Here is a 24,530-nt window from a genome sequence, read left to right as displayed (position 1 = left end):
CCCTAATTAATCGGTGATGATCGATTCGAGCTGCGTCTGGATCTTGTCCAGCTCGGTCTGGGCGTCGCCGCCCTCGTTCCAGAACGTGCCCAGGTTGTCGTTGAACGCGGCCTGCATCTCGTTCCACTGCGGGATGAACGGCGCGCGGAAGATGAAGTCCGCGGACTCGCCGAACGCGGCCATGTTCAGCGGCGTGGTCGCCCACGACGGGGTCAGGAACGCGTCGGACTGCTGCACTTCGAGGTTGGCCGGGACGTCCTGGGCCTTGTCGATGATGACCTCCTGCGCGTCGGCGTTCGTCAGGAACTCGATCGCCTTGAACGCCCGCTCGGGGTTCTTGCAGTCGCGGGAGATCGCCAGGCCCGAGCCGAAGGCCGAGACGGCCTGGTCGGCGCCGCGCCACAGCGGCGCGATGTCCCAGTTGAAGTCCACTTCGAGGAGGCCGCCGATGGCCCAGAAGCCGGTCGTGTTGATCGCGACCTTCTGCGCGGCGAAGGCGGGGTCGCCGCCCATGTCCGGGCCCATGTCCGCGTACTCGGCGGCGGTCGGCACGACGTGGTCCTTGTGCGCCAGGTCGTTCGCCCACTGGAGGGCGGTGACGACCTCGGGGGAGTTGGCGGTCGGCTGGCCGCCGTCGTCGATGATCTGCCCGCCGTTCTGGTAGGCGAAGGACCACCACTGCGGCCACCAGCCGGCGCCGCCGTAACCCCACTGGGTACCGGAGACCGTCAGCTTCTCCATGGCCGCCTTGGCGTCCTCCTGGGTCCACTCGGCGGTCGGGTACTCGACGCCCGCGGCGTCGAAGAGGTCCTTGTTGTAGTAGACGATCATCGCGCCCGAGCGGTCCGGGATCGCGTAGACCTTGTCCTCGTAGCTGTAGAGGGTGCCGACGGGGCCGAAGCGCTCCTCCAGGTCGAGGCCGGCGTCCTTGGCGTAGTCGTCGAGGGGCAGGATCTGGCTCTTCGAGGAGTAGGTGTTGACGCCCTCGGCGACCTGCATGATGTCGGGGCCGTCGCCGCCCGCGATCATCGTCTGGACCTTCTGCTCGTACTGGTCCGAGGGGATCAGCTGGAGCTCGATCTTGACGTCGGGGTTCGCTTTCTCGAACAAGTCGATGCGGGCCTGGTAGGTCTCCTTGTCGAGGTCGCCGCCCCAGACGACCATCTTCAGGGGGCCGGTGCCGTCGTCGTCGCCGCCTCCGCACGCCGCGAGGACGGGGACCGCGACGCCCGCGGTGGCCGCGGCCTGGACCAGTGTGCGCCGGCGAATCTTGTTCTCCATTGTCTCGGCCTCTCTCTGTCTTGCGCCGACTACACCGTCGGCACGGGGTTGAGACGGGGGTAAATCTAACCCATAGATAAATGGTTGGATAGACCGGTGGTGGTAACAATTCGAGCAACGTCGCCCCAGGTGGCGGACCGATTGACCGATAAAAGTGTTATCGGTAAGATGCGGTGCGTCACATCCCAAGGGGGACACGGACGTCCGAACAGCCGCACAACGGCACGCCACGGGATGGCATCATTGCCGCGTACCGCGAGTGAACTGCTGTGAAGAACGGAGCGGCGAAAGTGCCCGGACTGCCCCCGCACATCGGCATCGACCGGCCCGGCTCCTTCAGCCGCTCGGTCTTCCACGAGCGCCACCCCGTGCTCATCGCCAACCTCCTCGGCGACCACCCCTACCCGCCGCACATCGCCGAGGCCCTCGAAGCGCTCCTCGCCGAGTCCCTCGCCGGAACCGTCCCGCCCCGCACCCCCGGCGGCCCCGAGATCCACACCTGGCACCTGGAGACCGAGGCCCACGCGGGCCGCACCTGGGACTCCCTGCCGTTCCTGTGGGCCGAGTCGTACTTCTACCGCCGCATCCTCCGCGCCGTCGAGTACCACCACTACGACAGCCCCTGGTGCGGCGTCGACCCCTTCGCGCCCCAGAAGCGCGCCCAGCTCGACGGCCCCGAACTCCGCGCCGACCTCGACGCCTACGCCGCCCTCGAAGGCGCCGCGCCGGACGACCGCCGCCGCGCCCTCCTCCTCGCCGCCCTCTGGGGCAACCAGGCCGACCTCGGCTTCCGCACCGACAACCCCGACGCCTCCACCAGCGTCGGCGAGATCGTCGCCGACGACTCCGAGGCCCTGTGGGCGCTGGCCGACGGGCCCGGGGACGCGCCGGTCATCGTCGTCGCCGACAACGCCGGACGCGAGATCACCGCGGACCTCGCGCTCGTCGACCACCTGCTGGAGACCGGGACCGGCCCCGTCGAGCTGCACCTCAAGCCGCACCCGTACTTCGTCTCCGACGCCACCGGCCGGGACGTGCTCGACACGCTCGACGCCCTCGACCGCGACCCGCACGAACCCGTGCGCGACCTGGCCGGGCGCCTGAGGGACGCGATCCGGCTCGGCTGGCTGCGGCTGCGCGCACACGGCGCGTACGTCCACCCCACCGACTACCGCACGGTCCCCTCGGACCTCGCCGAGGCGTTCGCTGCCGCGAAGCTCGTGATCCTCAAGGGGGACCTGAACTACCGCCGCCTCGTGGGCGACCGGCAATGGGACCCGGCGACCCCGTTCAGCGAGGTCGCCGGGTACTTCCCGGGCCCGGTGGCGGCCCTGCGGACCGCGAAGTCCGACCTGGCCGTCGGCGTCGAGCCCGCGCGGCTCGCGAAGCTCGACGCCGACGCGCCCGACTGGCGCCTCACCGGCACCCGCGCCTTCATCCAGGTGAGGGCCTAGCCCTTCAGACCCGAGTGGGCCAGGCTCTCCACGAACTGGCGCTGTGCGATCAGGAAGACCACCAGCACCGGCACCACGGTCATCGTGGCCGCCGCGAGCTGGGTGTTCCACATCTCGCCGCCGTACGGGTCGGTGAACCGGGTGAGCGCCTGCGGGAGCGTGAACAGCTCCGGCGACGTCAGGTACACCGTGGGCTCCAGGTACAGGTTCCACGAGGACAGGAACGTCAGGATCGCCACCGCCGACAGCGCGGGCTTCGCCAGCGGCAGGCAGATCCGCCGCCAGATCCCGAAGCGGCCCAGGCCGTCCAGGCGCGCGGCCTCCTCCAGCTCCACCGGGAGCGCGATGAAGAACTGCCGCATGATGAACGTCGCAAGCACGCACGGCGCCGCGAACGCCGTCACCAGGATCAGCGGCCAGTGCGTGTTCACCATGCCCGCCTGCTTGAACATCTGGAACAGCGGCACGATCGTCACCTCGCTCGGCACGAGCAGGCCGACGAGCACCACCACGAACAGCAGGTTCCGGCCGGGGAAGCGGATGCGCGCGAACGCGTACCCCGCCAGCGCCGACACCAGCAGCACCAGCACCGTCACCACCAGCGCGATGTACACGCTGTTGAAGTACTGCCTCGCGAACGGCTGGAACGCGAACGCCTCGGAGTACGCGGCGGCCGTGGGGGAGTCGGTGAAGAACGACGGCGGGGACGCGAAGATCTCGCTCAGCGGCTTGAACGACGAGGCGACCATCCACAGCGTCGGCACCGTGAACGGCACCGCGAGCACCACCAACGCCGCGTACAGCGCGATCCGGCGCGCGAGCGGCCCGAACCGGGACGCAGGAGCGTCAGTCCTCATAGAACACCCACTTCCTGCGCAGCTGCCACTGGATCACCGTCAGCACCATCACGAACGTGAGGAGCATCAGCGCGAGCGTCGAGCCGTAGCCGATGTCGTTGAAGCTGAACGCCTGCTGGAACACGTAGTACACGAGCACCGTCGTCGACAGGCCCGGCCCGCCCTCGGTGAGCACCGCGATCTGCGCGAACGACTGGAGCGCCCCCACGATCGTGATGATCGCCGTCAGCAGCAGCGTCGGCGAGATCAGCGGCAGCGTGATCTTGAAGAAGATCCGCCGCGAGTCCGCGCCGTCGAGGCGCGCGGCCTCGTACAGCTCCCCGGGGACTCCTTGCAGCGCCGCCAGGAACAGCACCATGTTGATGCCGACGCTGCGCACGACCTGCGTGAACGTCACGGCGACCATCGCGGTCGGGCCGCTCTGGAGCCAGTTCGGGCCGTCCACGCCGATCATGGCGAGCGCCCCGTTGATGCCGCCGTTGTCCTGGAGCAGGAACCCCCACACCAGGGTCCACGCGACCACCGAGACCACCACGGGCGAGAAGAACAGGGTCCGGAACAGCACCGCGCCCTTGAAGCGCCGGTTCAGCATGACCGCGAGCGCCAGGCCCAGCACGATGTTGAGGGCCACCACGCCGCCGGAGAACACCGCGGTCGCGCCGAGGACGCTCGGCAGCGCCGGGTCGTCGAGGGCCGCCTGGTAGTTGCCGCCGCCGACGTACGTCAGCTCGCCGGTGAAGACGTTCCAGTCGTTGAGGCTGTACCAGACGGCCAGCCCCACCGGCACGATCACGAACACCAGCACGCCGAGCAGCTGCGGCGCGATGAACAGGTAGCCCGCGGCCGCGTCGGCGCGGCCCAGCGTCCACCACCGCCCGCGCCGCGCGGGAGCCCCCGGGGCGGCCGCGGCCGTCCCGGGAGCGGATCGGGTCCCGATCGCCATTACCCGGCGACCAGCAGCGGGTCGATGGCCGAGCACACCGAGGCGAGCACGCCCGGGATGTCGGCGTCCGGCGCCCACATCGCGTCGAGCTCGGTCTTCGCCTTCTGCGCGATCTCGGCCGGGTTCGTGTGGTTCGGCAGCGTCACGGCGTCGGGGATCTGGTCGACCACGACGGTCTGGAGCTGCTCGGCTGTGAACTTCTCGTTGTTGGCCGCGAGGGCCTCGCCGGTCAGGAGCGACTGGCGCGGCGGCGGGAAGTACTGGGCGAGCTGGGCCGCGTTCTCGGGGTTGGTGAGGAACGCGAGGAACCCGGTGGCCGCCTCGGCGTTCGCGCTGGAGGCGAGGACGCCCATGCCGGCCTGGCCGATCACGGAGTAGTCGCCCGCGGGGCCTGCGGGCAGCGGCGCGATGTCGTAGGCGAAGGACCCGTCGAGGTTCCCGGCGCGCGAGACCTGGGCGACCGCGAAGGCCGCGTCACCGGCGAAGAAGTCCGCGGTGGTGCCCGGGCCGGGCATCGACTCGTCGGTGTAGATCGCCTTGTGCAGGAACGTGAACGCCTCGGTCATCTCCGGGGAGGTGAAGCCGCACTCGGTGCCGTCCTCGTTCCAGGCGCTGGCGCCGAAGCCGGTCCAGATGGTGGCGAGGGTGTTCCAGGAGGAGTAGTTGAAGTCGTTGACGACGAAGCCGCCCTTGCTGGTGGCGTCGTGGACGGCCGCGCCGATCTCGGAGACCTTGTCCCAGGTGAGGCCCGCGGGGTCGAGGGTCTGCCCGGCCTCGGTGAGGAGGTCGGTGTTCACGTAGAGGGCGAAGGGGGAGTTGGAGAACGGGTACGCGTACAGCTCGCCGTCCCGGCTGAACTCGCCGGTGACACTGGGGACTAGATCTGGGTAGTCCCAGCCTTCGGTGCCCTCAAGGGTCTCGGTGAGGGGGACCAGGGCGCCGGAGTCGATGAGGTCGGCCGAGAGGTCGCCCATCCACGCCAGGTCGGGGGCGTTGCCGCCGGCGATCTGGGTGGTCAGGGTGGTGTTGTACTCCTCGAAGGGGAGGCTCTCGAACGTGATCGACTTGATCTCGGGATGGTCGGCGATGTAGGCGTCGGCGATGGAGTCGAAGAGCGCGAGCTGGTCCTCGTTGGAGGTCCAGACGGACATGCGCAGCTCGATGTCCTCGGTGGCGGCGTCAGTGCCGCCGCCGCAGGCGGCCGTGGTCGCGAGTGTTCCCAATGCGAGGGCGCTGACCAGCTTCTTTGCTGTCGTGGGCATGATGTGTTCCTTTTAGTAGCCGATGATCTCGGGCCAATGGATTTCGACGCCGGCCTCGGTGAGGGCGGCCTGGAACCGGCGGACCAGTTCGGGTTTCGCGAGGACGTCCCCGGGGTGCAGGGAGCGGTCGAGGCAGAACGCGGCGAGTTCGCCGGCGGATTCGCCGACGTTCCACTCGACGGGGTGGAGCCGGTAGGCGCCGTTGGTGATGTGCGTAGTGCCGATGTTCTTGGCGGCGGGCAGGAGGTTGCGGGTCTCTACCGGGACGAGGGCCCCGAGCGGGATCTCGAAGGGGGCGCACTCGACGTCGATGTAGTTGTCGCCGCCGGTGGAGGGGTGCAGGTCGATGCGGTACATGCCGACGCCCACGGAGTCCTCGAACCGGGCGGGGCGGCCGTGGCCGCGGACGGCCACCGCCACGTCCTGTTCGACGACGGTGCGCATCGCGCGGATGCGGCGGGACTCGCGGATGTACGGCGCCTGCGCGAAGCCGTCGTCCGTGCCGACGACGTCGCCGCGCAGGCGCAGCCCGGGCCACCCGGTACCCCCGTCGGGCCGGGGCGCCTCGGTCTGGAGCCAGTACACGAAGGACCGCGACTGGGCCTTGGCGGCGCGCAGGTGGACGTCCCGGTCGGGCGTGTCGATGACGTTGCCGCCCAGGTAGTCCAGTTGCGGCCAGTTGGCGAGCACGATGTCGCTGTCGAGGCTGCCGGGCAGGAACGTCTCGCGCGCGGCGATGCGGCGGAACACCCACAGGTCGAGGTCCCCGGGGTCGTCGCCGTGCGCCTCCTTGCTCCCCACGGTCGAGTACGGCGGGTTGACGTTGAAGGTGCGCGTCTCGGGTTCGAGCGTGCGCGGGCTGGGGGCGGTGAACGACAGCATCGCGTCGCCCCAGAACTCGGGGGCGAGGGCGCGCCAGTGGTCGTAGTCGGCGGGCCGCTCGATGGTGTGGTCGCCTTCGACGTGGTCGAACACGAAGCACCAGGCGATGGACTGCATGTTCTGCGGCTGCGCGGTCGCGGGGGCGCTGGGCTCGCCGGTCTCGTCGCGGCCCTCGGCGCCGGTGACGTACGCGGTGCCGGTGAGGGGGAGGAGGTCCCCGGTCTCGGTCGCGTCGAGCACGAACGCGGCCTCCACGACGGTGTCGTTGCCGGTGTCCTTGTGGCGCAGCGTCACCGAGCGGACGATGCCGTCCGCGGTCTCGGCCGCGACCGGCACGTGCGGCTGGAGGACGGTGAGGCGCCCGCTCGACAGGTGCGGGGCGAGCAGCTTCGTGATGACCGCGAGCGCCGCACGCGGCTCGTGACAGAGGCGGCTGACGCGCCCGCGCCCGGGGTTGAGCTGCGGGTCGCGGCGGGCCTCGTCGGTGAGCGGGTAGGCGTCGCGGTAGTACGCGCGGATGCCCTCCCGCAGCTGCCGGTACGTCGCGGTGACGCCGAACTGCTCGACCCAGACGTGCTCGTCGGGCGGCACGGCCTGCGAGGTGAGCTGGCCGCCGAGCCACGGGTACTCCTCGGAGAGCACGACCCGGCGGCCGCGGCGCAGGGCCGCGAGCGCCGCGGCGACGCCGCCGAGCCCGCCGCCGACGACCGCGATGTCGGTCTTCAGGTGCGTCATCGGGCACCGCCGCGCACGGTCAGGGTCTCCCCGAACGCCACTTCGCCCTGCAGGAGCCGCTGGATCTCGATGCCGCTGTGCTCTTCGGCGGGGGTGGAGATGAGCTGCTGGAGGAGCGCGAGCGCCTCGGCCGCGACCTGCTGGCGCGGGGTGTGGAAGCCCGAGAGGGCGCGCCCGCCGATGCGGTGGCCGCGCACTTCCGCGAGCGCCGCGAGCGAGAGGTCCGCCCCGCCGAGGACCAGGGCGGCGTCCTCGATGAGGAAGGCGTCCTCGGCGAACACGGCCGTGGCGCCGGAGCGGGCCACGACCTGCGGCAGGTCCGACAGGTCGTCGCCGACGGCGAACGGGGCGACGGCGAGCGCACCGGGGGCCCGCCCGATCGCCGAGAGGCGGTCCCTCGCGGTGGGGCTGGTCAGGTCCCGGTGCAGGTAGAGCACCTTCTCGTGGCCCAGCTCGACGGTGCGGTCCAAGAGCCGCCCGGTGAGGGAGCCGTAGTCGATCCCCACGTACGGCACGGGCGCGTCGGTCTCGTCGCGGCGGCCCACGGCGACGAACGGGAACGACTCGGCGACGAGCCGTTCGAGGTCCTCGCCGTCCATCTGCTGGCCGAGCAGGACGCAGCCGTCGGCCAGGCGCAGCCGCGTGTTGCGGTGGAACAGGCGCCGGCGGCCCTCCTCGACGGGGGAGGAGGTGAAGAACAGCAGGTCGCAGCCGAGGCTCTCAGCGGCGCGCTCGATGCCGTTGAGCAGCGGGCCGTAGAAGTCCATGGACTCGGGGGTCAGCGCCGACTCGTACGTGAAGACCCCGAGGATCTTGTTGTCGAGACCGGCGAGGCGGCGGGCGGCGGGGTCGGCGACGTACGTCGACTGCTCGATGGCGCGGCGCACGCGCTCGCGGGTGGCGTCGGGGATGCGGATGTTGGACCCGTCCCGGTCGTTGAGCACCATCGAGACGGTCGTCTGGCTGACTCCGGCGATGCGCGCGATCTCGCGCTGCGTCACCTTGCCGGGCTTCCCTGTCATCTGTCGTTGTCCCATCGATCTCGATAATGCGCATTAGCAGCGCGGTCCTCGGAACGATAATACGTAACATCAAAATCCGCAAGACCCCTTGACACGCCCGCGCCCGGCCCGGCACGATGAGCGGCATTCGCAGATAATGCGAATTATCAGAACCAGCATGGGAGACAGACGATGACGTCTGACCGATCAGAGTTGACCCGGCGCGGCCTCCTCGGCGCCACCTTCGCCGCGGGCGTGCTGCTCGCGGCCGAAGCGAGCCCCGTCGAAGCCTGGGCCGCCGAGGGCGACGTGACCCTCAGCGCCAGTGGCCTGAGCATCCTCGCCTCCGTCGGCGGGCGCCTCGCCATCCGCGACGGGAACGGCACCACCCGCTCCGCGGGCTCGAAGTTCCAGATCAAGGACACCGCCGCGGGCATCCAGACCTCCACCGGCGGCACCCCCGTCCTCATGACCCTCGCCGACGGCACCCCCGCGATCCGCATGGACTACACGATGCCCGCCGCCGCGGGCGCCGTCACCGTGTACGGCCTCTTCACCGTCGCCACCAACCGCGTGCACCTCGAATGGCACGTCACCGGCCCATCCACCCTCGTCCCCGAAGGCTTCCTCTTCAGCCGCGCCGTCCAGGCCCCCACCGAGGCCGACGCGTACGTGCCCGTCACCGAATGGGTCCGCGACACCGGCGGCGGCATCCCCTACGAGCACACGACCGGCATCGCCCACGCCTCCACCTGGGGCGCCCTCCACGGCATGTTCCTCCTCGCCGACTCCCGCCAGGCGTGGACCAACGCGACCTGGATCCACTCCCCGGGCGTCGCCCAGTCCGACGGCTCGATCGTCTCGACCGCGGACTTCTTCTTCAGCACCGAGCGGCCCTCCGCGACCGCGTCCATCGGCACCGCCCAGGACCTCGGCATCGAGATCTGGACCGAGCAGCCGTTCAACCTCTGGGCCGCCGCGGGGGCGACCGCGAGCCTCCACGTCCAAGTCGCCAATGGCTCCAACGCCACCCGCGCCGTCGACCTCGACTGGTGGGTCAAGGACTTCAACGGCACCCGGCTCACCTTCGGGAACCTCACCGGGTCCGTGCCCGCGGGCGGCACCTGGGACCACGTCATCAGCGTGCCGACCCCGGCCGCGGGCATCGCCACCGCCGAGGTCATCGCGTCCTACGGCGGCCAGGAGGCGTTCGCGCGCACCAACATCGCCGTCCTCGGCGCCCACGCCTACCAGTCCGGGTCCGAGAGCATGTTCGGCATGGCGAACTACCCGTGGCTCCAGGTGCCGTCCGCTGACGCGCTCATGGACCTGTGGCAGCTCGCGGGCGTCAACCGCGTGCGCATCGCCTACGACGGCGGGCCCGGCCTGCCGCCCGCCGAGTTCGACGCCCGCGGCATGGCCCACAACGTCGAGCTGCAACCCGACCTCACCGTCGACGCCGAGGCCGCGGCCACGTGGGCGCAGGTCAACACCGACATCGCCGTCGCCGCCGGGGCCGAGTACTTCGAGGTCGGCAACGAGCTCAACCGGCCCTTCAACACCGGCCTCGCCGCCCAGAAGTACATCGACCTCGCGATCCGGCCCGTCCGCGACTACGTCACCGCCACCGGCGCCGACGTCAAGCTCCTCAACAACGGCCTCGCGGGCATGGACGAGCCGTGGGTCGAGAACTTCATCGCGGGCGGCGGCTGGGACCTCATCGACGGGTTCGCCTACCACCCCGGGCGCGGCAACTTCACGCCCGACCACATCCCCGACGGCGACGACTGGGACGAGGGCGCCACCGGCACGTACTGGAACTTCCTCGGCGGCCTGCGGAAACTCCAGGCGCTCATGGCGGTCCACGGCGAGAAGGAGGTCTGGCTGACCGAGGCGTACGCCTGCACCCGCCCCAACGGCTGGTGGAACGACACCTACCGGGCCGCCGCCGAGAACGTCTTCCTCACCCTCGCGCTGGCCAAGGCCGAGGGCATCCGGAACGTCTGCTGGTACCAGTTCCACGACTCGGTCCTGGGCAAGCCGCAGGTCGCCGATCCCGAGAACGTCGAGTACCACTTCGGGCTCGTCAACCGCGACACCAGCCCCAAGCCCTCGCTCCTCGCGTACGCCACTGCCGCCCGTGAACTCGACCAGGCGACTCCGCTCGGCTGGCTCGCGTTCGCCGACCCGCTCGCCAAGGGCCTCCTGTTCGACACGCCCGCAGGCGAAGCCGCCGTCCTGTGGCACCGCGCCGACGGGTACCTCCTCAACACCGACCACGACCCCGCCGAACGGAACTTCGCCGCCCCCGAGGTGTGGGAGGACCACTGGCCCACCAAGACCGGGTTGTCGGTGAAGGCCGCGGGATCCACGCTGACCCGCGTCGACTGCATCGGCCAGCGCGGCACCGTGCCCGTCTCGGGGGGCCGCGCGAACGTGGTCCTCGACGGCGCCCCGCGCCTGTTCCTCGGCACCGACCTCGCCGCGAACCTCGTCGCATGACGAAGGGCCGCCCCGGGGGAGTGTCTCCCCGGGGCGGCCCGTTCTCTCGGCTACACGTCGGTCTTCTTGAGGCGGAACGCCGCCGCGGCGAGCGTCAGCGCCACCCATCCGGCGAACACCGCGATCCCCGCGCCCGGCGAGAGCCGGTCAGAGGTCTCGGTGAGCGCGTAGACCGCGCCGCCCGCGTTCGACGGGAAGTACGGGTTCAGCGTGTCGTACCAGGAGTCGGGGAGCAGCATCGCCAGGCCCGGCAGGATCAGCAGGATGCTCACCAGGGCGGCGATCCCGCCCGCCGGGGACCGCAGCAGCGCGCCGAGCGCCACCCCGAACACCGCCACGAGCCCCAGGTACAGGGCTGCGCCGAACAGCGCCCGCAGCACCCCGTCGTCGGTGAGCGACAAGGAGATCGCCTCGCCGTCGAGCCCGACCGAGCCGATGAGGAACGCCGCGAACACCCCGACCGCGCTGATGATGAACACCGCACCGCCCGCGAGGATCGCCTTGGCCCACAGCACCGGCAGGCGCTTCGGGACCGCCGCCAGCGTCGAGCGGATCGTCCCGGTCGAGTACTCACCCGCGGTCGACAGGACCCCGAACACGCCCGCGACCAGGGACGCGAACGACAGGCCCATGACCGCCAGGCTCACCGCGTCGAGCGGGCGGCCCGCGATCCCGGGCGGCCCGTCGGTCACCCCGGCGCCGGCGCCGTCGTACGTGAACGCGCCGATCGACCCGAACAGGCCGAGCAGGACCAGGCCCAGCGACAGGCAGATCCACGTGGACCTGATGGTCCGGAACTTCGTCGTCTCCGAGAGCAGGACCCGGCGGAACCGCACCGGCCGCACCTTCGTCCGCTCCACCGCGCCGCCCTCCGCGGGGCGTTCGATCGTCATGGCGCTCATTGCGCGCTCCTTCCGTCCGCCGGGGCACTGCGGTACTCCAGCTCGTCAGTGGTCAGGTCCATGAACGCCTCCTCCAGGGAGGCCCCGAGCGGCGTCAGCTCGTGCAGCGGCACGCCGTGGCGCAGCGCGACCCGCCCGATCTCGCGGGCGTCCAGCCCCGACACCAGCAGCTCCGTCTCGTTCGAGGCGGTCACCGTGACGTCCGGTCCGGCGAGCAGGGGCCGCAGCTTCGCGGCCTCATCAGAAGCGACCTTCACCGAGCCGGTGCCCGTGGCCTGCACGAACGCGTCCACGGTGGTGTCGGCGAGGAGCCTGCCGCGGCCGATGATGATCAGGTGGTCGGCGATCTGCGCGGTCTCGCTCATCAGGTGCGAGGACAGGAGCACCGCCCGGCCCTCCGCGGCCAGGGACTTGAGGAGGTTCCTGATCCACAGCACCCCTTCGGGGTCGAGCCCGTTCACCGGCTCGTCGAGCATGACGACCTCCGGGTCGCCGAGCAGCGCGGCGGCGATGCCGAGGCGCTGGCCCATGCCGAGGGAGAACGCGCCGACCCGCTTGTGGGCGACGCTCCCGAGCCCGGCCAGGTCGATGACCTCGTCGACGCGCTTGCGGTCGATGCCGTGGGTCTGCGCGAGGGCCGTCAGGTGGCCGACCGCCGAACGCCCGGGGTGGACCGACTTGGCCTCCAGGAGCGCGCCGATCTCGTGGAGCGGGGCGCCGTGCCCCGCGTAGGCGCGACCGTTGACGGTGACCCGCCCGGCCGTGGGGGCGTCCAGGCCCAGGACCATCCGCATCGTCGTGGACTTCCCGGCCCCGTTCGGGCCGAGGAACCCGGTGACCTCGCCGGGCTTCACGGTGAAGCTCAGCCGGTCGACCACGGTCTTGTCCCCGTAGCGCTTGGTCAGTTCGCGTGCCTCGATCATCGCGGTTCCCTCGTTCCCTTTCGCGCCGCGTTCTGCTCGCGGCCTCATGGGAACGACGCTACGGACGGGAACCTCTCACCGCGTGGGCCTGAACGCGGGTCTTCAAGGGGCCCGGGTCGTACCTGGGTCGTACCCGGGCCTACGCGCTCACGCTGAGGCGGGCCTGGGACGGATGGTGAGCGTCTGCTGCGCGTGGCCGAAATGGCCGGCCGTGTCGTGGAGGGCGCTGGAGGTGGTGCCCAGCCCCGAGGGGCCGAACACGACCGTGGTGTCCAGGCCGAGCCACCGGCCCTCGGGCTGGCGGAACAGGTGGATCGTCAAGTCCACGTTCGGGAACAGCCAGGCTTCGGGGCTCTCGCGCACGGCCGCGCCGTTCGCGGTGTCGACCAGGCCCGCGAGCCGCGCGAGGCCGCTCGCGTCCTCGCCCGCGGCCACCGGGACCTTCGCGCCGATCCACACCGTGATCCGCCCGGGCTTCGGCGTGCCGACCGGGCGTGCCTCGATCGACCGGATGTACCCGCCGGGCCAGACCTGCTCCAGGTCGATCGGCTCGGCCGTCTCGGGCCCCGGCAGCGGCGCGTCCTCGCCTCCCGCGATCTTCTCCGTGTCGAGCACGACCGCCCGCCACACCCGCGCGCGCACGGCCGCGCGCCCGCCCGAGACCACCGTGACCTCCAGCAGCTCGATCGTGCGCCCCGGCCGGACCACCGCCACCTCGACTTCGAACGGGTCGAGCGTCAGCACCCCGAGGATGTCGACGCTGATGCGGCTCACCGCCATCCCGTCCGGCCCGCGCCCCGCGCAGAACCGCTCCACCTCGTGGACGATGAGCCCGTTCATGGGGCTGATGTGCTGCTCGCTCGTGTTCCAGGCGCCGCCCGTGTGGGGTGTCGGCTGGAAGCGGGCGGAGCTCGCGCTCTGGTCGAGCCGGACGAAGTAGCCGTCGTGTTCGGTCATGCCGTGAATCTAGGCCAGAGCCTCGCGCAGGAACTCCCGGTACACCTCGCCTGAGGCGCGCAGCGCGACCGTCGCGTTGGCGGGCTCGGTCCGCCACGGCCGGGTGTCGACCAGGAGCTGCCCGAGGGTGCGGGCCCCGGCGGTCTCGACGCTGACGTGTGCCTCCACGGTCTCGGTGAACAGGTCCGGGCGGACCAGGTACGCGACGCACATCGGGTCGTGGACCGGCGAGGACGGCACCGACTCGCCCGACGCCTGGTCGTGCTCGATGCGGTGCCTGATGAGCGCGACGGCCGCGACCGCCCCGGGGGTGCCGAGGGCCGCGAGCCCGTCGCAGTCCGCCGCGGTGAGCGGCGCGGAGTGGGTCGCGTCGAGCGGGACGACCACCACCTCCCGGATTCCTGAGCTCAGGACCGCTTCGGCCGCTTCGGGATCGGCCCAGAAGTTGAACTCCGCCGCGGCGGTCACGTTGCCGTTCCCGTGCGCGCCGCCCATGAGCACCAGCCGCCCGATCCGCTCAGCGAGCCGCGGCTCCAGGGCCAGCGCCAGCGCGATGTTCGTGAGCGGGCCGGTCGCCACCAGGGTCGCGTCGGCGTTCGCGGGGTCCATGAAGAAGTCCACCAGGAACGGCGCCGCGTGGCCTTCGCGCGCGGTCGACCGCGTCGCGGGCAGGTCGAGGGTGTTCTGCTGCAAGTCGCTGTGCTCGTTGAGGAGGCGCCGCGGCACCGGCAGGTCGGGGCGCACCAGCGGGCGGGCGGCACCCTCGTGCACCGGCACGTCGGCGCCGACGAGGTCCAGTGCCCGCAGCGTGTTGTCCGTGACGTGCTCCAGGGCGACGTTCCCGTTCACCGTCGTCACCGCGGCCAGTTCGAGCCTGGGGTGCCCGACGGCCGCGAAGATCGCGATCGCGTCGTCGGAACCGGTGTCGCAGTCGAGGACGAACCGCATCATCATCTTCCTTCTCCGTTACGGGACATGGAGTTCGAGCGTAGTGAGCGCCGCCTCGTCGCCGATCGCGCGGATCTCCGCGATCCGGTCGCCCTCGAAGCGGAGCGTGAACACCATGAGCAGGTTGCCTCGCGGCACCACGGCCACCGCGACCTCGGGCGTTGTGGCAGCTCCGCCGAGCAGCACGGCCCGCGCCAGCCGCGCCTGACCGGAGAACGCCTCCGCGACCGCCCGCGCGCCGACCAGGTCCGCGCCGCCGCTGAGCCGGATCGCCGCCTCGTCAAGGCGCAGCGTCACGCTCGGGTCAAGGAGCGTCAGCAGTGTCGTGAACTCGCCGTCCCTGGCGGCCTGGAGGAACGCCTCCACCGCCTGGTGCCGCCGCGCCAGGTCGCCGTCCACGCTGGAGGTGCCGCGCACGCGCTGGCGGGCGCGGCTCGCGATCCGCTGCGTCGTCTCCGGGCTGCGCTCGACGATCGGCGCGATCTCCGCGAACGGCACCGCGAACAGGTCGTGCAGCACGAACGCCAGCCGCTCCACCGGCGACAGCGCGTCCAGGACCACCAGCATCGCCAGCCCCACCGAGTCGGCGAGCACCGCCTCCTCCTCCGGGTCCACGCGCCGCCCCAGCCGCACCCGGGGCTCCTCCCCGTCGAACGGGTCCTCACGCCGCGACTGCCGCGCCCGCAGCAGGTCCAGGCACACCCGACCGGTGACCGTCGTCAGCCACCCCGCGAGGTTCTCGACCTCCGACACGTCCGCGCGCGACGCCTTCAACCAGGCGTCCTGCACCGCGTCCTCGGCCTCGCTGAGCGACCCGAGCATCCGGAACGCCACCGCCCGCAAATGCGGCCGGTGGCCCTCGAACTCAAGAGCCGAGATCTTTTCTTCACGCATCCGTCTGGTTCCTCCGCTGCGATCCGTCAGAGCAGTGAGAGCAACCCCGACAGGAAGCAGATGGTAGCCATGGAAACTCCGATCATTCAAACCGCGCTCGTCACCGGCGCCAACAAGGGCCTCGGCCTGGAGACCGCCCGCCGCCTCGGCGCCGAGGGCTGGAAGGTCTTCCTCGGCTCGCGCGACGAGGCCCGCGGCCGCGCGGCGGCCGACAAGCTCGCCGCCGACGGCTTCGACGTCGTCTACGTCCAGCTCGACGTCACCGACGACGAGTCCGTGGCCGCCGCCGAGCGCGTCGTCCGCGAGCACACCGACCACCTCGACGTGCTCGTCAACAACGCCGGATCGCCCGGCGCGATCGTCCACCCCAGCGAGGCGACCGTCGCCGACCTCGTGCCCGCGTTCGACGTCAACGTGTACGGCCCGGTCCGCGTCACCCACGCGTTCCTGCCGCTCCTCCAGGCCGCCGAGAACCCGCGCGTGGTCAACGTCTCCAGCGCCGCCGGCTCCTTCGCCGTCGTCACCGACCCGAACCAAGCCGTCTCCAAGATGCACGAACTCGCCTACACCACCTCGAAGGCCGCACTGAACATGCTCACCATCCGCTACGCCCAGGCGTTCCCGGACATCAAGTTCAACGCCGTCACCCCCGGCGAGGTCTCCACCGGCAAGTTCGCCGCCACCGACATGAACGGCCACCGCGGCCAGCTCACCGTCACCGAGGGCTCCGACCCGTTCGTTCGCCTCGCCCTCCTCGACCCCGACGGCCCCACCGCCACCTTCACCGACCGCCTCGGCCACATCGACTGGTGAGCCCCGCCCGGACCGGCATGGAAGCGATTGCCTCGATGCGGGAGACTACGAGTCACCACCGAACCGAGGAGGCTCCCATGCCGGTCCACCCCTACTTCACCGCCATCTTCAGCGGGGAGGGCGAACCCTTCGCCGAAGACGCCTGGGACACGACCGGACTCGTCATCGAGGACGCCGCGGTCGACGGCCCCCACGGGCCCGTCCCCGTCCGCACCTACCGGCCCGAAAGCGAGCTGAACGGCGCCATCCTCTGGGCCCACGGCGGCGGCTTCCGCCACGGCGACCTCGACATGCACGAAGGGCACGTGGTCGCCATCGAGCTCGCCCGCCGCGCCCAGGCGTTCGTCGTCTCCGTGGACTACCGCCTCGCCGACGGCGAGCAGACCCTCTACCCCGTACCGATCGACGACGTCCACGCCGCCTGGACCTGGCTCGCCGGACTCGGCGAGTTCGCGAATGCGCCCATCGGCATCGGCGGGGCCAGCGCGGGCGGCGCGCTGGCGATCTCGGCCGCCTTGCGCGCCAGGGACATCGGGCCGCGCCCGGCCGACGCGCTGCTGCTCGCCTACCCGTTCGCGCACTACCCGAACCCGCCGCTCGACTGGGGCCGGTACCCGGAGATGGCCGAGGTCCCGGCCCGGTTCGACCCCGAGGGCGTCGAGGGCATGGTCCGCAACTACGTGGGCCGCATCAGCGACGTGCCCGCCGATGCCCTCCCGGGCGCGGCGCGGCTCGACGGGCTGCCGCCGACGCGGATCGTGGCCGCCGAGTACGACGACCTGCGCGCCTCGGCCGACCTGCTGGAGCGTCAGCTCGCCGAAGTGGGCGTGCCGGTCGAGTCGTACCTCGCGCTCGGCATGACCCACGGGCACCTGAACCACCTGCCGCGCCTGCCCGCGATCGACGAGTCGATCAGTTTTCTTGCAAAAGGGCTCGGCCTTGCGAAGGGCCTCAACGGCTGAAGCGGGTCCGCAGCACGTACGGCATGATGCCGCCGTGCCGGTGGTAGGCGACCTCCCGCGGGGTGTCGAGCCGGACGGTCACCTGGAACTCGCGGTCGTCGGCGCGCACGGTCGCGGTCCCGTCTTCGACGCCGGTCACGGTGTACGCCTCGAAGCCGGTGAGCCCCAGCGTCTCCGCGTTCTCACCGGGGAGGAACTGGAGGGGCAGCACGCCCATGCCGACGAGGTTGGAGCGGTGGATGCGCTCGAAGGACTCGGCGATGACGGCCCTGACGCCCAGCAGCGCCGGGCCCTTCGCCGCCCAGTCCCTTGAGGACCCTGTGCCGTACTCCTTGCCCGCCAGCACGATGAGCGGCACCCCGGCCTCGCGGTAGGCCGCCGCGGCGTCGAACACGGTGGCCTCGGCGCCGTCGCGCACGGTCCAGCCGCCCTCGGTGCCGGGGGCGAGGCGGTTGCGCAGGCGCACGTTCGCGAACGCGCCGCGCACCATCACCTCGTGGTTGCCGCGCCGGGAGGCGTAGGTGTTGAAGGCCCGCTCGGGGACGCCGCGGTCGTGCAGGTACCGGCCCGCCACGGTGTCGGCGCCGATGGCGCCGGGCGGCGACATGTGGTCGGTGGTCACGGTGTCGCCCAGGCGCAGCAGCACGCGGGCGTTCACGATGTCGCCCAGCGGTTCCGGCTCGGCGGCGAGGCCGTCGAGATAGGGCGGCCGGCGCAGGTAGTCGGAGGCCGCGTCCCAGGCGAAGACGGCGCCTTCAGGCGCGTCGAGGGACCGCCAGCGCTCGTCGCCGCCGAACACGTCGGCGTACGCCTCCGCGAACATGCCCGGGTCGATTGCCTCGGCGATGACCGCGTTCACCTCCTCGGGGCTCGGCCACAGGTCGGCCAGGAACACCGGCGCCCCTTCGGGATCGGTGCCCAGCGGCTCGGTCGCGAGGTCGGCGTCCATGGTCCCGGCGAGGGCGTACGCGACGACCAGCGGCGGTGAGGCCAGGAAGTTCATGCGCACCTCGGGGTTGATGCGGCCCTCGAAGTTCCGGTTGCCCGACAGGACCGCCGCCACGGACAGGTCGCCCTCGCGGACCGCTTGCGACGCTGCGGGAATGAGCCCACCCGAGGCGCCGATGCACGTCATGCACCCGAACCCGGTGAGGTGGAACCCGAGCGCGTCGAGGTGCGGGGTCAGCCCGGCCTTCGCGAGGTAGTCGACCACGACCCGGGAACCGGGGGAGAGGCTGGTCTTGACCCACGGCTTGGGCCGCAGGCCGCGGCGGTCGGCGTTGCGGGCGAGGAGCCCGGCCGCGACCATGACCGCGGGGTTGGAGGTGTTGGTGCAGGAGGTGATCGCGGCGATGGCGACGGCCCCGTTGTCGATGGAGGATATATCGCCGTCGATGTTCACTAGCGTCGGGCGGGACGGCCGGTCCAGGGCCTCCCTGAAGCGGCTGCGGGCGCGGTCGAGCCGGACCCGGTCCTGCGGGCGGCGCGGCCCGGCGAGCGAGGGGACCACGGTCCCCAGGTCCAGGTCGAGCGTCTCCGCGTACTGCGGCGGGCGTTCGGGGTCGTGCCAGAGGCCCTGCGCCTTCGCGTACGCCGCAATGAGTTCCACTTGCGACTCGGGGCGGCCGGTGAAGCGCAGGTAGCGGATCGTCTCGGCGTCGACCGGGAAGTAGGCGCACGTGGACCCGAACTCGGGGCTCATGTTCGCGATCGTGGCCCGGTCCGGGACGCCGAGCGCGGCCACGCCCGGCCCGGAGAACTCGGTGAACTTCCCGACCACGCCGCGCCCGCGCATCAGCTCCGTCAGGTGCAGCACCAGGTCCGTGGCGGTCGACCCGGGCGGGAGCGCCCCGGTGAGCCGCACGCCCACGACCCGGGGGAGCAGGATCGACACCGGCTCCCCGAGCATCGCCGCCTCGGCCTCGATCCCGCCGATGCCCCAGCCCAGGACGCCGAGGCCGTTGACCATCGTGGTGTGCGAGTCGGTGCCCAGGCACAGGTCGGGGAAGGCCCAGCCGTCGCGGGCCTCCACGACCCGCGCGAGGCGCTCCAAATTGACCTGGTGCATGATCCCGGTCCCGGGGGGCACCACCGCGAAGGAGTCGAAGGCGCCCTCGGCCCACTTGAGGAACCGGTACCGCTCGCCGTTGCGCTCGTACTCGCGCTTCGTGTTCAGCGCCAATGCGTCCGGCCTGCCGAAGTGGTCCACGATCACCGAGTGGTCCACGACGAGTTCGGCGGGGATGAGCGGGTTGACCCGCCCGGGGTCGCCGCCGAGGGCGGCCACGGCGTCGCGCATCGCGGCGAGGTCGGCGAGGGCCGGGACGCCGTTGGTGTCGTGGAGGAAGATCCGTGACGGGTTGAGGTCCACGGCGGTCGCCGTCCCGGTCCCGTCCCAGGCCAGGAGCGCCTCCACCTGCTCGGCGGGGACGCCGTGGCGCAGCAGGTTCTCCAGGACGATCCGCAGGCTGTACGGCATCCCCGCGGGGGCGAGGTCCGCGATCCGGTGGATGCGGTACCGCTCGCCTCCCACGGTGAGCTCGCCTTCGGTGCCGGGGTTCATGCTCCGGTTCCCTCAAGCGTGAACGGGACGCCGCAGCCCTCGGCGAGCGCCCGCAGGTCCTCGATCGTCTTGGCGGGCAGCACGACGCCCTCGCGGCGGCCCCGCTCCTCGTTGCGCGCCTCGATCTCCCCGGGCACGACGACCTCCGCGGCACCGGGCGCGAGCGTCACGCCCTTCGTCGTCTCGATGAGGTCGGCCATGCGACGGTCGAACTCGGCGCGGTCGATCAGCGCGTCCACCTGGATCGCGAGCACGAGGTGCCCGCATCCGCTCCGCTCGCCGGCCACGTACGGGCCGGTCACGCCCGCGGCGTAGGACGAGCCGGTGAGGACCCCGGACAGGACGTCCATCATGAACGCGATCGCGTACCCCTTGTGGCCCGCCATCGGCAGCAGCGTCCCGGCGATGGCCGCGGTCGGGTCGGTGGTCGGCGCCCCCGTCTCGTCGGTGGCCCAGTCTTGCGGGATTGCTTGTCCGCGTTCACGGGCGGCGTAGATCTTCCCGCGCGCCACCAGCGTGTTCGCGATGTCGAGCACGACCGGGCCGTGCTCCCCGCCGGGCACCGCGATCGACCACGGGTTCGCCCCCACGGTCTTCTCGCGCCCGCCCCAGGGCGCCATCGCGGGGCTGCCGTTGGTGGTCAGGATGCCGACGCACCCGGCCTCGGCGATCCGCCTGGTCCAGTAGGCGGCCGTGCCGAAGTGCCCGGAGCCGCGGACTGCCACGACGCCGACGCCGTGCCTCCCGGCGCGTTCGACGGCCTCGCGGCAGGCGCGGTCGGCGAGGACCTGCCCGATGCCGTCGCGGCCGTCGATGACGGCCACAGCGCCGAGGTCGGTGACCGTCTCGGGCTCGGTGCGCGCCTTCATGGCGCCGGTCTTGAGCCTCGCGGCGTACCAGCCCAGGCGCAGCATCCCGTGGGACGGGTGGCCTTGCAGGTCGGCGGCGGTGAGGCTGGCGGCGACGAGCCGCGCGTCCTCCTCGGGCACGCCGAGCGAGGCGAGAACGGCGGTGCCGAACCCGGTGAGGCGGTCGGGGTCGATGGTGCTCATCGCACGGTCCCTTCGGTGAGCGGACGGGTCGGGAGTCCTTGGAGCAGCAGGAAGATGCGCGCGGTCGCCTCGATCTCCTCGACGGCGTCGGCGGCGGTGGCGAGGTCGGGCCCGGCGACGATCGGGCCGTGGTTGGCGAGCAGCAGCGCATGGTGCCCGGCAGCGGCGGCCTCGGCGACCGGGCCCAGCGCGGCGTCGCCGGGCGCGTAGTAGGGGAGCAGGGGGAGGCGGCCGACGCGCATCGTGAAGTAGGCGGTCAGCGGCGGAATCGCGCTCGCGGGGTCGAGCCCGTCCATGCAGGAGACGGCGGTCGCGAACGGGCTGTGGAGGTGCACGACCGCACGCGCCTCGGGCCGGGCCCGGTAGAGGGCGGCGTGGAGGAACGCCTCCTTCGTGGGCGGCGGACCTTCGCGGTGGCGGCTGTCGAGTCCGATGCGGGACAGCCCATCGAGCGCGCCGAGGCTTGCGCCGGTCGGCGTCACCAGGATCGTGTCGCCGGAGCCGGAGCGCGCGTCGGTGCTGTCGCCGTCGCCGACGCGGATGCTGAGGTTTCCGGTGCGGCCGTGCGTGAGTCCGCGCTCGAACAGCGAGCGGCCGAGTTCGGTGAGTCTCATGCCGCGGCCCGCACCAGCAGGTCCGGGTCGCCGAAGTTCCCGGATTTCAGCAGCAGCGCAAGACCGTCGCCGGTGACGCACCAAGGCACGCCCGGGGCGGCCTCCGCCTGGACTTCGACGGCGCGCACTCCGAGCGCCTCGACCACAGCCCCGGAGGTCTCGCCTCCGGCGACGACGATCCGCCGCGTCCCGACCGCGACCGCTTCGACGGCGAGCGCGGCGAGGGTCCGCTCCAGAACAGCGGCCGTGTCGGGCCCGAGGCGGCTCGCCCCGCGCTCCTCGGCCGGTGCGGAGGCGTAGACCATCGCCGGTCGGTCCCAGTGGTCCTTGAGCCACGCGCTCGCTCCGGCGAGCAGCTCGGCCGGGTCCCCGGTGGAGGCGGGATCGAGCCGGTACGCCGGGAGCACCTCTCGAACGGCTGCGACCTGCGCCAACGTTGCCGCTGAACACGACCCGGCCAGGATCAGGCCGGGCGTCTGCGGCAGCCGCGCCGGACCGGAGTCTCCCGCGAGTGCCTTCGACGCGGCCCGCGCCGCGGTCCCGAGCGGTCCAGTACCGCCGGCCGCCTCTGCGAGCCCGATGGCTCCGGCGAGGCCGGCACCGCCGGTTGCCAGGGCGAAGCCGCGGGCGGCTTCGGCGATGACGGCGAGATCGTCGTCCGTGGTCGCGTCGGCCACCACGTGTCGGACACCCTGTGCCGCAAGCGTTTCGAGGCGCGCCCGCACGGCCGCGGCGCCGTCCCGGACCGTGTCGAGTCCGAGGAGCCCGACCGGGTGCGGGGTCTGGAGGGTGAGGACCCGGACCAGGTCCGGGTCGGTCATCGGGGTCAGCGGATGGTGCCGCATGGGCGATTCCGACAGGAGGCGGTCCTCCACGAACAGGTGACCGCGGTAGACGGTGCGGCCGTGGGCGGGACTGGCCGGGCAGATGACCGTGAGGGCGCGGCCGGTGGCGCTGAGCAGGGCGTCGGCGACCGGGCCGATGTTCCCGGCGTCGGTGGAGTCGAAGGTCGAGCAGTACTTGAAGTAGAGCTCGCCGACCGGCCCGAGCCAGTCCCGCACCGCCAGTGCGGCGTCGACCGCCCCGGTCGCCGGTACATTTCGGGTCTTGACCGCCACGACCACGGCGTCGCATTCGGGCAACGGCTCACCCGGCTCGGGCCGCCCGAAGCGCAGGACGGTCCGCAGGCCCGCCCTGCGCAGCGACGCGGCGGCATCGGTCCCGCCCGTGTAGTCGTCGGCGATACAGCCCAACAGGATTCCGTTCATGTCGCCACCAGGAGCGAGCGGAGTCGTTCCGCCGCCAGGCGGGGCGCACTGAGGACGGGCACCTTCGCGGCGGCCTGGGCCGCCTCTTGGGCCGGGGCCAGTGAGAACTGGCCCAGGACCACGAGGTCGGCCTCCGAGCGGGCCGCCGCAGCCGCGATGAGTGCGTTCAGTTCGTGCTCGTCGGCCCCGCTCGCGCCCTCGACCTGCGTGCCCTCGATGCGCACGCCCGGCGCCGCCCCGCCCAGCCGCGCCACCGTGTCGGCGACCGCGGGTGCCAAGGGGCACAGCACTTCCACGCGCTGCGCCCCGGAGTCGCGCACGGCCTCGAACAGCGCCAGGTCCGACGGCAGCACCGGCACCGCCGCCTCGGTCGCGGCGGCGACCGGGCCGTACATCGAGCAGGTCAGCAGCACCGCGTCGGCGCCGCCGCCGATCGCGTGCCCGATCAGCGTCCGCATTCGCGCCGCCAGCGGCTCGGTCAGGCCGCCGGCCTCGTCGGCCTCGACCACGAGCCGGTCGTCGAGCAGGTTCCACAGCACCGCTTCGGGGAACGCGGCGGCGAACGCCAGGTGCGCCGGTCTCATCGACGCCGCTGTGGCGTGGACGAGCGCGACCTTCAGGACGCCCATTCAGGCCCGCCCGATGGCGGCGACGACCGCGGCCGTGAACGCGGTCGTGGAGGCGGTGCCACCCATGTCGGCGGTCGAGACGCCGTTCCGAACGGCCGCTTCGACTCCGGCCTCCAGCCGGTCGCCCGCATCGAGCGCGCGCGGGTCGCCGTGCCTGGCGGCGAGCCAGCGCAGGAGCATCGCCGCGGAGAGCATGATGGCGATCGGGTTGGCGATGTCGCGCCCGGCGATGTCGGGGGCGGACCCGTGGGCGGCCTGGGCCATGGCCTTCGTGTCCGAGGCGTTGATCGAGGGCGCGATGCCGAGCGACCCGGCGAGTTCCCCGGCGAGGTCGGAGAGGATGTCGCCGAACATGTTCTCGGTGACGATGACGTCGAACTCGTTCGCGCGCCGCACGAGGTGGACGGTCATGGCGTCGATGTGGAAGTCGTCCACGGCCACGTCCGGGTAGGCGGCGGCGACCTCCAGGCACACCGACTTGAACAGGCCGGTGGTCAGCTTGAGGACGTTGGCCTTGTGGACGATGGTGACGCGCTTGTCCCTGGTGCGGGCGAGCTCGAACGCCTCGCGGGCGATGCGCTCGACGGCCTGGCGGGTGATGATGCCCATTGCGATGGCGGTGTCCGGGGTGGGCATGAACTCCCCGGTCCCGGCGTACGTGGACCGGTCGGCGTAGAAGCCCTGCGTGTTCTCGCGGACGATCACGAGGTCGGTGCCCGGGACGACGGCGTGGCCGCCCTCGAAGGACTTGGCGGGCCTGATGTTCGCGAACAGGTCGAAGCGCTTGCGGATGGTCCCGGAGGGGTTGAGGAGCGAGCGGTGCGGCTCGGGGTAGGCGGCGGAGTCGTGGGGGCCGAGGAGCCAGGCGTCGACCGATTCGAGCGCTTCCAAGGTGGCCTCGGGGACGGCCGAGCCGTGGGTCCCGATGGCGGACAGGCCGAGCGGCAGCTGCCGCCATTCGACGGGGGCCAGGCCCGCGGCCCGGGCGGCGGCGTCGACGGCCGCGACCGCGGCGGGGACGATCTCGGGGCCGATGCCGTCGCCGTGGAGGACGCCGAGCGCGTAGGAGTGGGTCATGTGTGTCCTTT

At 71.9% G+C, this 24,530-nt stretch carries 21 protein-coding genes; 4 read left to right on the top strand and 17 right to left on the bottom strand.

Annotated features, from left to right (window positions below; translation table 11 throughout):
* Positions 1-6: 6 nt before the first annotated feature.
* Positions 7-1,281 (bottom strand): sugar ABC transporter substrate-binding protein, encoded by a 1,275-nt coding sequence (locus AB0A65_RS16890; RefSeq protein WP_359952176.1) that lies wholly within the window; start codon positions 1,279-1,281, stop codon positions 7-9.
* Between the two features lie 290 nt (positions 1,282-1,571).
* On the opposite strand from AB0A65_RS16890, the gene AB0A65_RS16885 reads away from it, so the two are divergent.
* Positions 1,572-2,735 carry a damage-control phosphatase ARMT1 family protein gene (locus tag AB0A65_RS16885; RefSeq protein ID WP_359952175.1) on the top strand — a complete coding sequence of 388 codons (1,164 nt, stop codon included), beginning with the start codon at positions 1,572-1,574 and terminating at the stop codon, positions 2,733-2,735.
* Here the strand turns inward: AB0A65_RS16885 and AB0A65_RS16880 are convergent.
* From AB0A65_RS16880 to AB0A65_RS16860, 5 genes are read right to left on the bottom strand one after another with little or no spacing between them, the layout of a single operon-like run.
* Complete coding sequence (locus AB0A65_RS16880; RefSeq protein ID WP_359952174.1) at positions 2,732-3,592, bottom strand: carbohydrate ABC transporter permease; 861 nt, start codon at positions 3,590-3,592, stop codon at positions 2,732-2,734. The two genes, AB0A65_RS16885 and AB0A65_RS16880, sit on opposite strands and share 4 nt — an antisense overlap.
* Positions 3,582-4,535, bottom strand: a complete 954-nt coding sequence (locus AB0A65_RS16875) for a sugar ABC transporter permease (protein WP_359952173.1) — start codon at positions 4,533-4,535, stop codon at positions 3,582-3,584. The genes AB0A65_RS16880 and AB0A65_RS16875 overlap by 11 nt, the downstream gene beginning before the upstream one ends.
* Positions 4,535-5,797, bottom strand: coding sequence for a sugar ABC transporter substrate-binding protein (locus tag AB0A65_RS16870; protein ID WP_359952172.1), 1,263 nt, complete (start codon positions 5,795-5,797; stop codon positions 4,535-4,537). Before AB0A65_RS16870 ends, AB0A65_RS16875 begins: the two co-directional genes overlap by 1 nt.
* A gap of 12 nt (positions 5,798-5,809) precedes the next feature.
* Positions 5,810-7,414: an FAD-dependent oxidoreductase gene (locus AB0A65_RS16865; protein WP_359952171.1), complete on the bottom strand. Its 1,605-nt coding sequence runs from the start codon at positions 7,412-7,414 to the stop codon at positions 5,810-5,812.
* Entirely contained in the window at positions 7,411-8,451 is a 1,041-nt protein-coding gene (locus AB0A65_RS16860; protein WP_359952170.1) for a LacI family DNA-binding transcriptional regulator, read from the bottom strand. Before AB0A65_RS16860 ends, AB0A65_RS16865 begins: the two co-directional genes overlap by 4 nt.
* Positions 8,452-8,607: 156 nt before the next feature.
* Here AB0A65_RS16860 and AB0A65_RS16855 point away from each other — a divergent pair, with 156 nt between their 5' ends.
* Positions 8,608-10,917: a hypothetical protein gene (locus AB0A65_RS16855; RefSeq protein ID WP_359952169.1), complete on the top strand. Its 2,310-nt coding sequence runs from the start codon at positions 8,608-8,610 to the stop codon at positions 10,915-10,917.
* A 50-nt stretch (positions 10,918-10,967) separates the two neighbouring features.
* Here AB0A65_RS16855 and AB0A65_RS16850 read toward each other — a convergent pair whose 3' ends face one another.
* The 5 genes from AB0A65_RS16850 to AB0A65_RS16830 form a co-directional block, all read right to left on the bottom strand.
* Positions 10,968-11,819, bottom strand: coding sequence for an ABC transporter permease subunit (locus AB0A65_RS16850; protein ID WP_359952168.1), 852 nt, complete (start codon positions 11,817-11,819; stop codon positions 10,968-10,970).
* On the bottom strand, positions 11,816-12,742 hold the full coding sequence (locus tag AB0A65_RS16845) for an ABC transporter ATP-binding protein (RefSeq protein WP_359952167.1): 927 nt from the start codon (positions 12,740-12,742) through the stop codon (positions 11,816-11,818). The genes AB0A65_RS16850 and AB0A65_RS16845 overlap by 4 nt, the downstream gene beginning before the upstream one ends.
* A 147-nt stretch (positions 12,743-12,889) precedes the next feature.
* Positions 12,890-13,699, bottom strand: coding sequence for a thioesterase family protein (locus AB0A65_RS16840; protein ID WP_359952166.1), 810 nt, complete (start codon positions 13,697-13,699; stop codon positions 12,890-12,892).
* Positions 13,700-13,708: 9 nt separating this feature from the next.
* Positions 13,709-14,653, bottom strand: a complete 945-nt coding sequence (locus tag AB0A65_RS16835) for a nucleoside hydrolase (protein WP_359952165.1) — start codon at positions 14,651-14,653, stop codon at positions 13,709-13,711.
* A gap of 12 nt (positions 14,654-14,665) precedes the next feature.
* The gene (locus AB0A65_RS16830; RefSeq protein ID WP_359952164.1) at positions 14,666-15,541 is read right to left on the bottom strand and encodes a sigma-70 family RNA polymerase sigma factor; all 876 of its coding nucleotides are present in this window, start codon (positions 15,539-15,541) and stop codon (positions 14,666-14,668) included.
* 69 nt (positions 15,542-15,610) lie between these two features.
* Between AB0A65_RS16830 and AB0A65_RS16825 the strand changes: the two genes are divergently transcribed.
* Together AB0A65_RS16825 and AB0A65_RS16820 are read left to right on the top strand one after the other, a co-directional pair.
* Positions 15,611-16,354 carry an SDR family NAD(P)-dependent oxidoreductase gene (locus tag AB0A65_RS16825; RefSeq protein ID WP_359952163.1) on the top strand — a complete coding sequence of 248 codons (744 nt, stop codon included), beginning with the start codon at positions 15,611-15,613 and terminating at the stop codon, positions 16,352-16,354.
* A 77-nt stretch (positions 16,355-16,431) separates the two neighbouring features.
* Positions 16,432-17,316, top strand: a complete 885-nt coding sequence (locus tag AB0A65_RS16820; RefSeq protein WP_359952162.1) for an alpha/beta hydrolase — start codon at positions 16,432-16,434, stop codon at positions 17,314-17,316.
* Here AB0A65_RS16820 and acnA read toward each other — a convergent pair.
* The 6 genes from acnA to AB0A65_RS16790 are packed head-to-tail and all read right to left on the bottom strand — an operon-like array spanning position 17,306 to position 24,519.
* Positions 17,306-19,879 carry an aconitate hydratase AcnA gene (gene acnA, locus AB0A65_RS16815; protein WP_359952161.1) on the bottom strand — a complete coding sequence of 858 codons (2,574 nt, stop codon included), beginning with the start codon at positions 19,877-19,879 and terminating at the stop codon, positions 17,306-17,308. The genes AB0A65_RS16820 and acnA overlap by 11 nt on opposite strands.
* The gene (locus tag AB0A65_RS16810) at positions 19,876-20,931 is read right to left on the bottom strand and encodes an Ldh family oxidoreductase (RefSeq protein WP_359952160.1); all 1,056 of its coding nucleotides are present in this window, start codon (positions 20,929-20,931) and stop codon (positions 19,876-19,878) included. The genes acnA and AB0A65_RS16810 overlap by 4 nt, the downstream gene beginning before the upstream one ends.
* On the bottom strand, positions 20,928-21,545 hold the full coding sequence (locus tag AB0A65_RS16805) for a class II aldolase/adducin family protein (protein ID WP_359952159.1): 618 nt from the start codon (positions 21,543-21,545) through the stop codon (positions 20,928-20,930). Before AB0A65_RS16805 ends, AB0A65_RS16810 begins: the two co-directional genes overlap by 4 nt.
* Positions 21,542-22,813 (bottom strand): 3-oxo-tetronate kinase, encoded by a 1,272-nt coding sequence (gene otnK / locus AB0A65_RS16800; RefSeq protein ID WP_359952158.1) that lies wholly within the window; start codon positions 22,811-22,813, stop codon positions 21,542-21,544. Before otnK ends, AB0A65_RS16805 begins: the two co-directional genes overlap by 4 nt.
* Complete coding sequence (locus AB0A65_RS16795; protein ID WP_359952157.1) at positions 22,810-23,442, bottom strand: hypothetical protein; 633 nt, start codon at positions 23,440-23,442, stop codon at positions 22,810-22,812. The genes otnK and AB0A65_RS16795 overlap by 4 nt, the downstream gene beginning before the upstream one ends.
* Positions 23,443-24,519 carry an isocitrate/isopropylmalate family dehydrogenase gene (locus AB0A65_RS16790; protein WP_359952156.1) on the bottom strand — a complete coding sequence of 359 codons (1,077 nt, stop codon included), beginning with the start codon at positions 24,517-24,519 and terminating at the stop codon, positions 23,443-23,445.
* Positions 24,520-24,530 lie beyond the last annotated feature (11 nt).

It is taken from the genome of Glycomyces sp. NPDC047010 (assembly GCF_040644205.1).
Classification (GTDB): Bacteria; Actinomycetota; Actinomycetes; order Mycobacteriales; family Micromonosporaceae; genus Glycomyces.
The sequence above is the reverse complement of the archived record's forward strand: the minus strand, read 5'-3'. Positions and strand labels throughout refer to the sequence as shown.

Bases quoted from the DNA above. Each gene is read 5' to 3' on its own strand.
- AB0A65_RS16890 (WP_359952176.1), bottom strand. From the start codon at position 1,281: ATGGAGAACAAGATTCGCCGGCGCACACTGGTCCAGGCCGCGGCCACC.
- AB0A65_RS16880 (WP_359952174.1), bottom strand. From the start codon at position 3,592: ATGAGGACTGACGCTCCTGCGTCCCGGTTCGGGCCGCTCGCGCGCCGG.
- AB0A65_RS16875 (WP_359952173.1), bottom strand. From the start codon at position 4,535: ATGGCGATCGGGACCCGATCCGCTCCCGGGACGGCCGCGGCCGCCCCG.
- AB0A65_RS16870 (WP_359952172.1), bottom strand. From the start codon at position 5,797: ATGCCCACGACAGCAAAGAAGCTGGTCAGCGCCCTCGCATTGGGAACA.
- AB0A65_RS16865 (WP_359952171.1), bottom strand. From the start codon at position 7,414: ATGACGCACCTGAAGACCGACATCGCGGTCGTCGGCGGCGGGCTCGGC.
- AB0A65_RS16860 (WP_359952170.1), bottom strand. From the start codon at position 8,451: ATGGGACAACGACAGATGACAGGGAAGCCCGGCAAGGTGACGCAGCGC.
- AB0A65_RS16855 (WP_359952169.1), top strand. From the start codon at position 8,608: ATGACGTCTGACCGATCAGAGTTGACCCGGCGCGGCCTCCTCGGCGCC.
- AB0A65_RS16850 (WP_359952168.1), bottom strand. From the start codon at position 11,819: ATGAGCGCCATGACGATCGAACGCCCCGCGGAGGGCGGCGCGGTGGAG.
- AB0A65_RS16845 (WP_359952167.1), bottom strand. From the start codon at position 12,742: ATGATCGAGGCACGCGAACTGACCAAGCGCTACGGGGACAAGACCGTG.
- AB0A65_RS16840 (WP_359952166.1), bottom strand. From the start codon at position 13,699: ATGACCGAACACGACGGCTACTTCGTCCGGCTCGACCAGAGCGCGAGC.
- AB0A65_RS16835 (WP_359952165.1), bottom strand. From the start codon at position 14,653: ATGATGATGCGGTTCGTCCTCGACTGCGACACCGGTTCCGACGACGCG.
- AB0A65_RS16830 (WP_359952164.1), bottom strand. From the start codon at position 15,541: ATGCGTGAAGAAAAGATCTCGGCTCTTGAGTTCGAGGGCCACCGGCCG.
- AB0A65_RS16825 (WP_359952163.1), top strand. From the start codon at position 15,611: ATGGAAACTCCGATCATTCAAACCGCGCTCGTCACCGGCGCCAACAAG.
- AB0A65_RS16820 (WP_359952162.1), top strand. From the start codon at position 16,432: ATGCCGGTCCACCCCTACTTCACCGCCATCTTCAGCGGGGAGGGCGAA.
- acnA (WP_359952161.1), bottom strand. From the start codon at position 19,879: ATGAACCCCGGCACCGAAGGCGAGCTCACCGTGGGAGGCGAGCGGTAC.
- AB0A65_RS16810 (WP_359952160.1), bottom strand. From the start codon at position 20,931: ATGAGCACCATCGACCCCGACCGCCTCACCGGGTTCGGCACCGCCGTT.
- AB0A65_RS16805 (WP_359952159.1), bottom strand. From the start codon at position 21,545: ATGAGACTCACCGAACTCGGCCGCTCGCTGTTCGAGCGCGGACTCACG.
- otnK (WP_359952158.1), bottom strand. From the start codon at position 22,813: ATGAACGGAATCCTGTTGGGCTGTATCGCCGACGACTACACGGGCGGG.
- AB0A65_RS16795 (WP_359952157.1), bottom strand. From the start codon at position 23,442: ATGGGCGTCCTGAAGGTCGCGCTCGTCCACGCCACAGCGGCGTCGATG.
- AB0A65_RS16790 (WP_359952156.1), bottom strand. From the start codon at position 24,519: ATGACCCACTCCTACGCGCTCGGCGTCCTCCACGGCGACGGCATCGGC.